Genomic DNA, 13,205 nt, shown 5'->3' with positions numbered 1-13,205 from the left:
CCTCAGTCCTTGACCAGGGTGTACTGCACCAGGTCGATGTTGCTCATCGCAAACGCCGCCTCGCAATACGCCAGGTAGAACTCCCAGATGTGCATGAAGCGCTGGTCAAACCCCAGCTGCAGGATCTGCGTGCGCTGCGCCAGAAAGCGTTCGCGCCAGCGCTTGAGAGTTTCTGCGTAGTCCTGGCCGAATGCGAACTCATCCACCACGCGCAGGCCAGCAGCCTCGGCCTCGCGGCGGAACTCACGTGGGCACGGCAGGCAGCCACCCGGGAAGATGTACTGCTGGATGAAATCCGTGGAGCTGATGTAGCGCTCGAACAGGCTGTCGTCGATGACGATGCTCTGGATACAGGCCTTGCCGCCAGACTTGAGCAGGCGGTTCACCGACTGGAAGTAGGTGGGCCAGTATTCGCGGCCCACGGCCTCGACCATCTCGATGGAGCAGATGGCGTCGTACGGGCCGTCCTGGATGTCGCGGTAGTCCTGCAGGCGCAGGTCGGCGTGCTCGGCCACCCCCTGCTGCGCCATGCGCTTTTGCGCGAAGGCGAGCTGCTCGGTGGAGAGTGTCACACCCGTCAGGTGGGCGCCGAATTCGACGGTGGCCATCTCAGCCAGCGCGCCCCAGCCACAGCCGATCTCGAGTACCCGGGAATTTGGCTGCACACCGGCCATGCGCAAGGCGCGGCGTACCTTGGCGTGCTGGGCGGCGCGCATGTCGCCGCCTGCATCGCCCTCGAACCAGGCGGACGAGTAGTTCATCGTGTCGTCCAGCCACAGCTCGTAAAACGCGTTGCCCAGGTCGTAGTGGGCGTGGATGTTCTTTTGGCTGTTGGCGCGTGTGTTGCGGTTGAGCAGGTGCTTGATGCGGTACAGCAGGCGGCCGGCCCAGGTGCCGTAGATCACGCCCTCCACCTGCTGGCGGTTGGCGATGAAGAGCTTGAGCAGGTCGGTCAGGTGCGGGGTGGTCCAGTCGCCCGCGATGTAGCTCTCGGCAAAGCCGATGTCTCCCGACTTGAGCGCTGCGCTGCAGACATTCCAGTTCTTGAGCGTGATGGCCGCCGACGGGCCATCGCCGTGCCCGAAGTGCTGCAAGGTGCCGTCGGGCAGCTGCACCGTGAGGTGGCCGTGCTGCAGGCGCTGCAGCAGCCGGAGCGCGGTGCGGGCGGCAGCCGGAGTGCCTGCGGGCAGGGCCTGCGCGTTACGGTCGGAGCGGGTGGCGGTGGTGGAGTTCATGGCGGCGGTCTCGCGGGGCTGGAACGACATGGAGATCAACGGGTCACGATGGAGGCAGGCGCCTCGGGCTTGCGATGGAAACGCACGCGCTTGAGCCACAGCTGCAGCGCGTGCCAGTGGATGCGGGCAATGATGGCCAGCGTCATGGCGGGGTAGCCCCAGAGCGCCTGGCGCAGGGTCTGTGGGGTGATGGCCTGTAGGGTGCCGCTCACGCTGGTCTGGATGAGCGGGCCGGTGTCGTCGTCGTGGTCGATGCGCACCACGGTGCGACCCGCGTCCTGTGCACCGGCCTCGGTGCGCATGAAGCGAAAGCGGTAACCGCCGCTCACCTCGCAGAACGGCGATACATGGAACACCTTGCGCGCCTGCTGTTCCACGCCGTATTGCGGGGCATCCAGCAGGTAGCAGTGGCGCTCGCCAAAGGTGTTGTTCACCTCCACAACGATGGCGCGCAGGCTGCCATCGGCACGGTGGCAGTACCAGAAGCTCACGGGTTTGAAGGTGTAACCCAGCACGCGCGGGTAACAGTGCAGCCACACCTCGCCCGTGGCGTCGGCGATGCCTTCAGTGCGCAGCAGCTCGTCCAGCCACGCCAGTGCCCCGCCCTGCGCGGCGCTGCGGCCGTCGCCGTGGTCCACGTCATGGAAACTGATGGCGCCGCGCCGGTTCACGGCCAGCTCACTGCGCAGACCAGGCAGGTCTGGCAGGCTGCGCATGGGCAGCATCAGGAAAAACGTCGGATACGCAAACGCATGCCGCCGGGGCCGCAGCCGCGTGTGGCGCACCTGGCCGAAGCCAATGAGGGGCGCTGCGGGTGTGGCCGGGGTGTGGCTCACGCAGCCTCCGCCAGGGGGGCTGGCAGGGCCGCCAGCAATTGCTCGGCCACGGCCAGGCCCGACTTGAGGCCGTCTTCGTGGAAGCCGTAACCCGTCCAGGCGCCGCAGAACCAGGTGTGTTGCTGCCCCTGCAGCTTGCCCACCTGCTGCTGTGCGCGGATGGCGGCCATGTCGAACACCGGGTGGGCGTATTCGTAGCTGCCGATCACGTGTTCGGGCGCAATGTCGCGCACCGGGTTGAGCGACACCACCACGGGCTGGGCAAAGGGCACGGGCTGCAACTGGTTGATGAGGTAGTGCAGGCACACGCGGGCCGACTCGCGGCTGCGCTGCTGAGCACGCTCGTAGTTCCACGCGGCCCAGGCAGCGCGGCGCTCGGGCAGCACGGACGTATCGGTGTGCAGCACGGCGCGGTTGGCCTGGTAGCGGATGGAACCCAGCACCGCGCGCTCGTGCGGTGTGGGCTGGGCCAGCAGGGCGAGCGACTGGTCCGAATGGGTGGCCAGCACCACCTTGTCAAAGTGCTCGGTGTGGCCTGCAGTCACCACGCGCACACCGGCGGCATCGCGCTCGATGCGGCGCACGGGGGTGTTCAGGCGCTTGTCGGCAATGCCCGCCACGATCTTGTCCACATAGTGGCGCGCGCCCCCGGACACCGTCCACCACTGCGGGCGGTTGCTCACCTGGATCAGGCCATGGTTGTGGCAGAACCGGATCATGGTGGCCACGGGGAACTTCAGCATCTGGTCGGTGGGGCAGCTCCAGATGCAGCCCAGCATGGGCAAAAAGTACCAGTCGCGGAACGCATCGCCAAAGCGGTGCTCGCGCAAAAAGTCGCCCAGCGGCTGCATCAGCGCGGCGTCGGCCTGGGCTTCGGCGATGCGGGTGCACAGCTTGTTGAAGCGCAGCAGGTCGCGCAGCATGCCCAGAAAGCGGGGGTTGACCAGGTTGGAGCGCTGGGCAAACACGGTGCTGAGGTTGGTGCCGCTCCACTCCAGTGTGCGGTGGCCTGACAGGGCTCCCGGCACCTGCACCGAGAACGACATGTCCGACTTGGCAGTCTCCACGCCCAACTCGGCCAGCAGGCGGATCAGGTTCGGGTAGGTACGCTCGTTGAACACCAGAAAGCCGGTGTCCACGCCATGGGTGGCGGGGGTGCCCGATGCATCGGGCAGCGTGACATCGACCGTGTGGGTGTGCCCGCCGAAGTAGTCGCCCGCCTCAAACAGTGTGATGTCTGCCTGGCCGCGCAGCCGGTGCGCGACGGAAAGCCCGGAGATGCCGGAGCCGATGATGGCGATTTTCATGACCGGCTCCCTCTGGTCGGTGCACGGAATAAAAAGGTTGCGAAGCGTCCCGAAACGAATAAGAGAGGGAGGGAGGAGAAGCGCTCCAGGAGGTCAGTCGGAACCCGGGGGCCCGAAAGGCTTCGCAACGTTAAAACTGTACGCTGCGCAATCGTCTTGCGCAATGGATAGAGTGGGGCTGCGCTGGTGAAGTTCCAGAGGGCCGCTGTATTTTTTTTCAAGAAATGTAAAGAAGTCATGGCGCTCACCGGGGCGTGGGCAGGGCCAGCTGTTGCTCGATGGCGCGCACCAGGCCCTTGTTGTCCGGCCCGGTCAGGCTGGAGTAGTTGTCCACCAGCTTGCCGTCTCGGCCCAGCAGGTATTTGTGGAAGTTCCAGCGTGGCGCCGTGCCCGACAGCTGCGCCAGCTGTTGGTACAGCGGCGAGGCCTCGGGGCCCTTCACGCTGCTCTTGGCAAACATCGGAAACTTCACGCCGAAGGTGTTTTCGCAGAAGTCGGCGATTTCCTTGTTGCTGCTTTTTTCCTGGGCGAAGTCGTTGGACGGGAAGCCCAGCACCACCAGACCCTTGTCCTTGTAGCGGGCATACAGCTCCTCCAGCCCCTTGTACTGGCCGGTAAAGCCACAGAAGCTGGCGGTGTTGACCACCAAAACCACTTTTCCGCTGTATTGGCACAGCGACTGGGGCTTTTCGTCCTGCAGGCGCGGGAAGGTGTGCTGCAGCGTGGCCGGGCACCCTGCAGGCGCATCGGCAGCTTGCGCGGTGGGCGCCAGCAGCAGCCAGGCCGCCAGCGCGGCGACTGTCGAGAGGAGTCTTGTAAGGCGGTTCATAGGACTTTGGGCAGCGAGTGCAGCCAATTTAACCATTTCATCATTTTTTGTCCACATGAGTTTTTATTTGTACTGAATGGTTTACGTGGCGCGAGCGCATTTGGATTCAGATTTCTGAACGAAGCGGGGTAAGGGTGCGAAAACAGTCCCGGGAGTGCGGCCGGTACAAATCCCTGGTGGCGTGGGCGAGGAGCGCGGCAAGAGCAGCGCCAACCCCGGTGCTGGGCGTGCGGCGATGCTCCGGGGCGAAACAGACGGGGAAACCCTGCACCGATCGGCCGCCATGGCAGCGGCACGCAGAACCAGGGGCCAGCGGTGCCCCGGGGCGTCAGACCATCTGTAGCAGGCGATCCAGCGGCAGTTTGACCCGCACGTCCTTGAACGCCACCACACCGGTGACCTTCCAGGGGGGCATGCCCGTGTCGCGGGGGATGGGCTCGCCCGTTGGCATGCCGTCGCGGTTGGTCACCACGGCAACGCGCGGTGTGGTGGCTGTGGTGCCCCGGCGGATGACCACCCCCACCTCCCGGCTGGCCAGGCGCACGAAAGCGCCCGGGGGGTACACGCCCAGGGTCTTGACAAGGGCCGCCCCGGCCTCGTCCACCTGGTGTTCTTCGTCGTAGTAGCTGGCCTGCATGGCGGCCGTGACAGGCATGGGCAGGCGTGCCGCTCTGGGGGCCAGGCGGGCACCAAAAATATCGGCGCGCTGCAGCAGGCGCGCCATCTGCTGGGCTTCGGTCTTCTTGGCCAGGGGCCCGGGCGTGCGGTGGTGGTGGCAGCGCACGGCCTCCAGCCACACCGGGTCGGCCACACCCAGGTGGCGCAGCAGTGCCTCGGACCGTGCGGCATGGTCTTCCACGGCGGCAATCTGGGCGGCAGTCAGGGGCTGGGTCTGCAGCACCAGTTGGTCCTGCAGCTCGGTCATGGCGATGTTCATGCTCAGCGCCGCGTGCCCCAGCTGCTGCACCCGGCCGCTGGGCCAGCGCAGCATCTCGCGGGCCACCACCATGCACGCGCAGCTGACCAGCATGGAATGGGTGGCGCTGTACATGCGCGTTTCCTGGGCCGAGAGATAGATCAGGGCCAGCAGCGTGGCGTCGGGCGTCTGTTCACAATGGCGCACCAGCTCGTCGTGCAGCGCCTGAAAGCGCCCGCCGAAGTCGCTGGGCGACGGGGCGCGCAGCAGCTGCGTGGCGCGCAACTGCAGCTCCGGCCAGTCGGGCAAGGTTTTGCCCGTGCGGGCGGCGGCTGCCTGCTCGCCCGCCGTCATCTTCATGGCGGCGATTTCTCCCAGGTTGGTGTCGGCGATCAACATGCGCTGCAGCTGCGCCAGGTAGGCGCGGTGGCTGCCGCCGGATTCGTCCGTGTCCACACACAGCTCGCGCCCGCGTTCGACCAGCTTGGCCAGCTCGTCGCGGGTGCGGATCACATAGCCTTTTTGTGCCAGCAACACCCCATCGGCACCCCGCAGCACAAATGGCAGGGGGTGGCCCAGTTGGATGGATTCGATGTTCAGGCTGACGAGGTTCATGGTGCGCGTTGCATTATCCGCCGGCTACCCCTCGCCAAAGCCCGCGCAACCCCCGTGATTGCCCTGCTTTTTGGGCTCATATCGGGGGGCTGAGCCGGTCTTGGCGTCAGGGGGCAGGGGGCGGGGCGGCTTGCGCGGTGCGCGCCGGTGTGGGGGCAGCCGGTGCGCCAGGGGCATGCTGCCCCAAACGCAGGCGACGAGCCAGCCGGCCGAAGCCCTGGCCCAGGTCGTCCACTCCAGTGAACACCGCCGGAATCACCAACAGACTCAGCAGCGTGGAGGTGATGAGCCCGCCAATCACCGCCACTGCCATGGGCGAGCGAAAGCTCGCGTCCGCCGCACCCAGGCCGATGGCGATGGGCAGCATGCCCGCACCCATGGCCAGCGTGGTCATGATGATCGGCCGTGCCCGCTTGTGGCAGGCATCGATCAGCGCCTCAAAGCGCGTCATGCCGTGCTCGCGCCGCGCCAGGATGGCGTACTCCACCAGCAGGATGGAGTTCTTGGTGGCGATGCCCATGAGCATGATGAGCCCGATGAGCGAGGGCATTGAGAAGCTCTTTTGCGCGATCAGCAGCCCCACAAACGCCCCGCCCAGCGACAGCGGCAGCGCCGCCAGGATGGTCACCGGGTGCAAGAAGTCCTTGAACAGCAGCACCAGCACGATGTAGATGCAGAGCACGCCGGTGAGCATCGCCAGGCCAAAGCTGGCGAACAGCTCACCCATCATCTCGGCATCGCCAATCGTGATCTGGCGCACGCCGGGCGGCAGGTTCTGGATGGAAGGCAGCGCCTCCACCGCCTTGGTCACGTCGCCCAGCGGCTGGCCCGAGAGTTCGATCTCGAAGTTCACGTTGCGCGCGCGGTCGTAGCGGTCCACCACGGCCGGGCCGCCGCTGAACTCCAGCGTGGCCACCTGGCCCAGCATCACCGGGCCCTTGGCGCCCGGCACGGGCAGGCGCTCCAGCAGCGACAGGTCCTTGCGCGCGTCGTCCTGCAGCTTGACGACGATGGGCACCTGGCGCGCAGCCAGGTTGAGCTTGGGCAGCGACACGTCATAGTCGCCCACCGTGGCGATACGCAGCGTTTCGGCAATCGCGCTGCTGGTCACGCCCAGGTCGGCGGCGCGTGCAAAGTCGGGGCGCACTGCGATCTCGGAGCGCACGAGGCTGGCGGTGGACGAGATGCTGCCCAGGCCGGGGATGGTGCGCAGGTCTTTCTCCACCGCCAATGCCGCCGTGGTCAGCGCCTGCGGGTCGTCGCCCGTGAGCACCAGCACGTACTTCTCGCCCGAGCCGCCCAGGCCCACCTTGCTGCGCACGCCGGGCAGCGTCTCCAGTGCGGCGCGGATCTGGTTCTCGATGCCCTGCTTGCGCGGACGGTCGCCGCGCTCGGACAGCAGGATGGTGAGCGTGGCCTTGCGCGTTTCGGTGCTGGCACCGCCCATGAAGGGGTCGGTGCCAGCCGAGCCGCCGCCGATGGTGGTGTACACACTTTGCACATGCTCCACCTTGGCGATGCGCTGGCGCGCGTCTTCGGCCACGGCACGCGTCTGCGCCAGCGTGGCGCCGGGTGGCAGCTCCAGGTACACCTGGGTCTGCGAGTTGTCGTCGGGCGGGATGAAGCCTGTGGGCAGCAGCGGGATCAGCGCCAGCGAGCCCATGAAAAAGGCCGCTGTGGCGATGAAGGTCATCCACCGGTGCTTGATGCACCACGCGGCCCAGCGCAGGTACACCGTCATCCAGCGTGGGTCCTTGTGCGTATCCACGATGGGTTTGAGGATGTAGGCCGCCATCATGGGTGTCAGCACCCGCGCCACCACCAGGCTGGCAAAGACCGCCAGCGACGCCGTCCAGCCGAACTGCTTGAAGAACTTGCCCGCAATACCGCTCATGAAGGCGGTGGGCAAAAACACCGCGATCAGCGTGAAGGTGGTGGCCACCACGGCCAGGCCGATCTCGTCGGCGGCCTCCATGGCCGCCTGGTAGGGTGTCTTGCCCATGCGCAGGTGGCGCACGATGTTCTCGACCTCCACGATGGCGTCATCCACCAGAATGCCCACCACCAGCGACAGCGCCAGCAGCGTGATCACGTTGATCGAGAAGCCCAGCCAGTACATGCCGATGAACGCCGGGATCACCGACAGCGGCAGCGCCACGGCCGAGACAAACGTGGCGCGCCAGTCGCGCAGGAAGAGCCACACCACCAGCACGGCCAGCAGCGCGCCTTCGTACAGCAGGTGCATGGAGCCGTCGTATTCCTCCTGCACCGGCTGCACAAAGTTGAAGGCCTCGGTGATCTCCAGATCAGGGTGCTGCGCACGCATTTCCTTGAGGGCCGCCTGCACGGCAGAGCCTACTTCCACCTCGCTGGCGCCCTTGCTGCGCGCCACCTCGAAGCCCACCACGGGCTTGCCGTTGAGCAGGGCCAGCGCGCGGGGCTCGGCAATGGTGTCCGTCACCGTGGCCACCTGGTCCAGCCGCACGTGGCGGCCGTCCGACAGCGCGAGTGTCAGGCCCGCCAGCTCCTGAGCCGACTGCACCGTGGCCAGCGTGCGCACCGGTTGTTCACTGCCGCCCAGGTCGGTGCGACCGCCTGCACTCTCCGTCTGCACCAGGCGCAGCTGGCGCGACACATCGGCTGCCGTGGCGCCCAGGGATTGCAGCTTGACCGGGTCGAGCGCCACATGCACCTCGCGCTGCACGCCGCCCACGCGGTTGACGGCGCCCACGCCGCGCACGGTGAGCAGCTTCTTGGCCACGGCGTCATCCACAAACCAGGACAGCGCCTCATCGTCCATGCGGGCCGACGCAATGGTGAAGGCCAGCACGGGCTGCGCGGCCAGGTCCATCTTGGTCACTATGGGGTCGCGCACGTCGCCCGGCAGGTCACCGCGCACACGGGCCACGGCGGAGCGCACATCGTCCAGCGCCTCTTGAGTGGGCTTCTCCAGCCGGAACTCGGCGGTGATGGTGGCGCCGCCGTCCTGCACCTTGGTGTAGATGTGCTTGAGGCCCTGCAGCGTGGCGATGCTGTTCTCGATCTTGCGCGCCACGTCGTTTTCGAGCTGCGCGGGCGAGGCGCCCGGCAGCGCCACGGTCACGGAGATCGTGGGCAGGTCGATGTCGGGAAAGTTCTGCACCTTCATGGCGTTGAAGGACAGCAGGCCGCCGAAGGTCAGCAGCACAAACAGCATCAGCGCCGGAATGGGGTTCTTGATGGACCAGGTGGACACATTCATCTGGAATGCTCCTTAATTGATAGCTGCTGACGCATGATCCACTAGCGCTACTGGCACTTTTTGCATGAAGTGCTGGCTGGAGGACTGCTTGCCAGCCGCTGGCGCTGCTGCGGGGGCCGACACGCGCACCAGGTCGCCGTCGTTCAAGAAGCCCGCACCGCGCACGGCGACGGAGGCTCCTGCGTCCAGGCCCGACAGCACTTCCACCCGGTCAGCCACGCGGCGGCCGGTCTGGACCTTGCGCATCTGCACGCGCTGGTCTTCGCCCACCACAAACACGTACGAGAACCCGTCTCGCACCACCAGCGCCTCCTGCGGCACGGTGAGTGCGTCGCTGCTGCCCAGCGCGAATTCGCCCCGCGCAAACATCCCGGCGCGGAAGTCGGTGTTGGCGGGCAGGTCCACGTAGACCAGCGCATTGCGCGTCTGTGGATCCACCGTGGGCGCAACCATGCGCACGATGCCCTCGGCCACTGCGCCGCTGGCAGCGGTAACGCTGACCTTGGCACCGGGCTGGATGCGCCGCAGCTCGGTGGACGTGACCTCGGCGCGCCACTCCAGGCGGCCCTTGCGCACCATGCGGAACAGCTCTGTGCCTGCACCCACCACCGCGCCCACGGTGGCTGTGCGGGCCGAGATCACGCCGCTGTCAGGCGCCACCACCTGGGTGTATTTGAGGCGCAGCTGCTGCGCGTTCAGCGCGGCCTTGGCGGCCTCCACGCGGGCCTGGGCGGTTTGCTCGGCCGTGGTGAACTGCTGGATCTGCTGCTGACTGAGCGCGCCCGTGGCCTGCAGCGAGCGGGCGCGGTCGGCATTGGCGGCGGCCTCGGCCGCATTGGCCTGGGCTTCGAGCAGGCTGGCGCGGGTCTGGGCCACATCGGCCAGCACCGTGTCGGCCGAGAAGGTGGCCAGCACCTGCCCGGCCTTGACCACATCGCCCACGTTCACACGCACGTCGGTCAGGCGCAGGCCGTTGCTTTCAGCCCCAATGCTCGCCTCTTGCCAGGCGGCGATGTTGCCGTTGGCCGCCAGGCGCAGCGGCACCTGCATGCGCTGCGGCTGGGCTGTGCTCACGGTGAGCGCAGGCCGGGGCTGGCCCGCCGTGGGCGCATCGGCTGCAAGCGATACACCCGAGAAAACCAGCGCACCGCCCGTGGCCAGCATGCAGGCAATGACCACGGCGAAGGCGGTGGGGGAAAACTTGAAGGAGAAAGAGGAGTGTTGCATGTGCATCTGTCCTGAAAAATTCATATCAGCTGTGCATGGTGTTGGGCGTGGCCCACTGCGCTCGAAACTGGCGATGCGCAGACGAGGGCAGCCAAGCAAGGGCCACCCCGCAGCGAGGGCTGCGGCCCCCTGCCCGCATTGCGCAGCAATGCGAGAGCGGAGGGAAGGCGCAAAGCGCCTCAGGGGGGTGTCTCATAGCTTCCATCCACCGCCAGCGGCGCGATACAGCGCAATCCAGGCGGTCTGGCGTTCGTGCTGCAGCGCGACCAGCGCGTTCTCGGCGGCCAGCGCGGTGCGCCGGGCGTCCTCCAGCTCCACCAGGCTGGCCAGGCCAGCGCGCCACCGCGCCTCGGTCGCGTCGAACGATGCGCGGTAGCCCTCTGCCGCCGTGCGTGCACTGGCGCTGCGCTCGGTCGTGCTTTGCAGGCGCACCAGTGCTTGCTCGACCTCGCTCACGGCCTGGCGCACCTTGGCGCGGTACTGCGACGCGGCCTCGTCGTAGCGGGCCTGCGCCGCATCGGTCTGCGCGGCGCGGCGGCCACCGTCAAAGATGGGCACGCTGAGCGCCAGCGGGCCGATGGTCCAGGTGCTCAGGTCGGTGGTCACGCCCCCCGTGCGCACCTGGGCTGCACCCACGCTGCCGCTGAGGGTCAGCCGCGGGTAGCGCTGGGCCTGGGCGCTGGCGACGTCGGCACTGGCGGCAGCCACTTCGCGCTCGGCGTTGTACACGTCCGGGCGCTGGGCCAGTACCTGGGCGGGCATTGCGTCAACGGCAAACAGCGTGTCCGGTGCCGCAGCCACCGGCTGGGTCAGCCGGGTACGCAGCGTGGGCTCTTCCCAGCCAGTGAGCGCCACCAGGGCCTTGACCTCCACATCGCATTGCATGCGCTGCTGCGAGGCGCGGGCCTGGGCCTCGGCGGCGCTAGCTCGGGCCAGTGCCGCCGTGGCGGGTGCGGTAAAGCCCGCACGTTCGCTGAGCTGGGACAGGCGTGACGTCTCGCCCCGGGACTGCGCGTCGCGCTCGGTCACATGCAGCTGGGCCAGGCAGGTGCGGATGCTGCTGGTCTGCTGCGCCACCTCGGCCGCCACGCTCACGCGCGCCTCGTGCCACAGCGCCTGTGCGCCCGCCAGCCGTTCATCGGCCGCGGTTTTGGCCGCGCGGTTGGCGCCAAACAGGTCCACCTCCCAGCTCGCCTGCAGGCCCACCTGCGAGGTGGTGGCCAAGCGGGCCAATTGATCGTTGAAGCCCCGGCTGGCGCTGGCCTGTGCGTCGAGCGAAGGCAGCAACGCCGCCCGGCTGCCCACCTGCGTGGCGCGGGCCTGTGCGATGCGCGACTGCGCCTGTGCGATGCCTGGGCTCAGGGCCTGGGCTGCATCGACCAGTTCCACCAGCAGCGGGTCTTGCATCTGGGTCCACCACCGGGCCATGTCGCCCAGCGAGCCCTGGTGCGGCAGCGGGGCCTGCCAGGCATCGGGTGGAGTTGCCGGCGCCTGCGCTGGCGGCGCGGAGACCGCGCAGGCGCCCAGGGCCAGGGGCAGCAAAGCGGCCCATACGAAACGGGTCTTGCGCATGTTCATGCGTTGGATTCCTTCTTGTGTGAAGTCCTCAAAGTGCGACGCTCCGGCCTTTGTGTGGCCTGCCGTCGGGCGATTTCTCCCTGCACCATGCTCAGTGCATAGCCGGACAGCCGCTCCACCCATTGGTCCACCACCCCCGCACCCGCCAGCTGGGGGGCAATGGCCACGAGGGGGTCGCGCTGCGTCCATAGCTGCATCACCAGTCCGGCCATGGAGAAGGCCAGCCGGTGCATGTCATCGTCCACCACCTGTACGCCCATGTGGCGGCACAAAACCTGGACCAGCGCCATGTGGGGGGCGCGGCACTCGCGTTCGATAAGTTCAGGCCAGACATGGGTGGGGTCCAGCAGCTCGCGCACATGCAAGCGCAGCGACTGCGTCACCAGATCGTCGTGTTTGAGCGGTTCCAGGAACCCCGCGAAATAATGGTGCAGCGCGCCCGGCAGGTCCAGGGCCGGGTTGGCAAACACCGGGATCAGATCGCTGCCGCTGCCAAACGGCTCGTAGAACGTGGCGGTGTACAGCTGGGCCTTGTCTCCAAAGTGGTAGGCAATGGCCGCCACGTTGGTGCCCGCCGCCTGGGCGATGGCTCGCACCGGCGTCTGGGCAAAGCCTTTTTCGGAGAACAGCTGCAGCGCAGCCCGCAGCAAGCGTGCGCGCGTGTCTTCGCCGTCGCTGCGGGCAGTGCGCTGGGCTGCAGCGGCAATGGGGTGGGCGCCAGAACTCATGGCCCCGGATTAAACCACCAGAATTCAAACAGTTGTTTGAATTAATGAATTTTTCAGAAACTGCCGCTGCACCAAAGTGCAACCGGTTGTCACTGCGGTCTGGTTCGCCGCATGCTAAGGCGCGGCGCCAAACACGGCCTTCCACAGTGCCAGCACGGCATCGCGCTCGGCCTGCAGTGCGGGCGGTGTGACCTGTGTCGGCGCCTCGTCCAGGCGCGCCACGTGCTGCACCCGGCGCAGCTCGCGGTAGGCGTCGGCCGCTGCGTGGCCCACGCCCGCGGGTAGCAGGCCCACCTGCTCGGCACGCTGCAGCAGTGCAATGTTGCCCAGGTTGCCACGCAATTCGGGGTGGGCGGCAGACTGCGACAGCACCAGGTATTGCACGGCAAACTCGGCGTCTACCATGCCGCCCGGGCTGTGCTTGACGTCAAAGCGCCCGGCCGGCGTGGGGTGGGCCGAGCGCACCCGCTCGCGCATGGTCACGATCTCGCCGCGCAGCGCCTCCGGGTCGCGGGCAGAGGTGATGACGGCCTCGCGCACTGCGTCAAAGCGCTCGCGCAGGGCCTCGCTCCCCATCACAAACCGCGCGCGTGTCATGGCCTGGTGTTCCCAGGTCCAGGCGGTGTTGCTGCCGCGTTGCTGCTGGTAGTTGGCGTAGGCCTCGAAGCTCGTCACCAGCAGGCCCGAGTTGCC

The 13,205-nt window shown here is 67.4% G+C and carries 9 protein-coding genes and 1 pseudogene; all 10 read right to left on the bottom strand.

Features of this window, described 5'->3' with window-relative positions; translation table 11 throughout:
• Positions 1 to 2: 2 nt before the first annotated feature.
• Entirely contained in the window at positions 3 to 1,235 is a 1,233-nt protein-coding gene (locus tag ISS20_RS02545) for a cyclopropane-fatty-acyl-phospholipid synthase family protein (protein ID WP_291433492.1), read from the bottom strand.
• A gap of 35 nt (positions 1,236 to 1,270) precedes the next feature.
• Positions 1,271 to 2,071, bottom strand: coding sequence for a DUF1365 domain-containing protein (locus tag ISS20_RS02540; RefSeq protein ID WP_291433379.1), 801 nt, complete (start codon positions 2,069 to 2,071; stop codon positions 1,271 to 1,273).
• Positions 2,068 to 3,378 carry an FAD-dependent oxidoreductase gene (locus tag ISS20_RS02535; RefSeq protein WP_291433377.1) on the bottom strand — a complete coding sequence of 437 codons (1,311 nt, stop codon included), beginning with the start codon at positions 3,376 to 3,378 and terminating at the stop codon, positions 2,068 to 2,070. Before ISS20_RS02535 ends, ISS20_RS02540 begins: the two co-directional genes overlap by 4 nt.
• Positions 3,379 to 3,622: 244 nt before the next feature.
• The gene (locus tag ISS20_RS02530) at positions 3,623 to 4,207 is read right to left on the bottom strand and encodes a glutathione peroxidase (protein ID WP_291433376.1); all 585 of its coding nucleotides are present in this window, start codon (positions 4,205 to 4,207) and stop codon (positions 3,623 to 3,625) included.
• Between the two features lie 328 nt (positions 4,208 to 4,535).
• Entirely contained in the window at positions 4,536 to 5,738 is a 1,203-nt protein-coding gene (locus tag ISS20_RS02525; protein ID WP_291433374.1) for a phosphohydrolase, read from the bottom strand.
• Between the two features lie 106 nt (positions 5,739 to 5,844).
• Entirely contained in the window at positions 5,845 to 8,979 is a 3,135-nt protein-coding gene (locus tag ISS20_RS02520; RefSeq protein WP_291433372.1) for an efflux RND transporter permease subunit, read from the bottom strand.
• Between the two features lie 12 nt (positions 8,980 to 8,991).
• Positions 8,992 to 10,206: an efflux RND transporter periplasmic adaptor subunit gene (locus ISS20_RS02515; RefSeq protein WP_291433370.1), complete on the bottom strand. Its 1,215-nt coding sequence runs from the start codon at positions 10,204 to 10,206 to the stop codon at positions 8,992 to 8,994.
• A gap of 192 nt (positions 10,207 to 10,398) precedes the next feature.
• Entirely contained in the window at positions 10,399 to 11,784 is a 1,386-nt protein-coding gene (locus tag ISS20_RS02510; RefSeq protein ID WP_291433368.1) for an efflux transporter outer membrane subunit, read from the bottom strand.
• Positions 11,781 to 12,512, bottom strand: coding sequence for a CerR family C-terminal domain-containing protein (locus ISS20_RS02505; RefSeq protein ID WP_291433366.1), 732 nt, complete (start codon positions 12,510 to 12,512; stop codon positions 11,781 to 11,783). The genes ISS20_RS02510 and ISS20_RS02505 overlap by 4 nt, the downstream gene beginning before the upstream one ends.
• A gap of 114 nt (positions 12,513 to 12,626) precedes the next feature.
• Positions 12,627 to 13,205 (bottom strand): annotated as a pseudogene (locus ISS20_RS02500) (glutamine-synthetase adenylyltransferase); the annotation flags it as partial.

It is taken from the genome of Acidovorax sp. (genome assembly GCF_016783915.1).
Taxonomy (GTDB): Bacteria; Pseudomonadota; Gammaproteobacteria; order Burkholderiales; family Burkholderiaceae_C; genus Acidovorax.
Note: the sequence above shows the minus strand (reverse complement) of the source record. Positions and strands in the feature narration are given on the sequence as shown.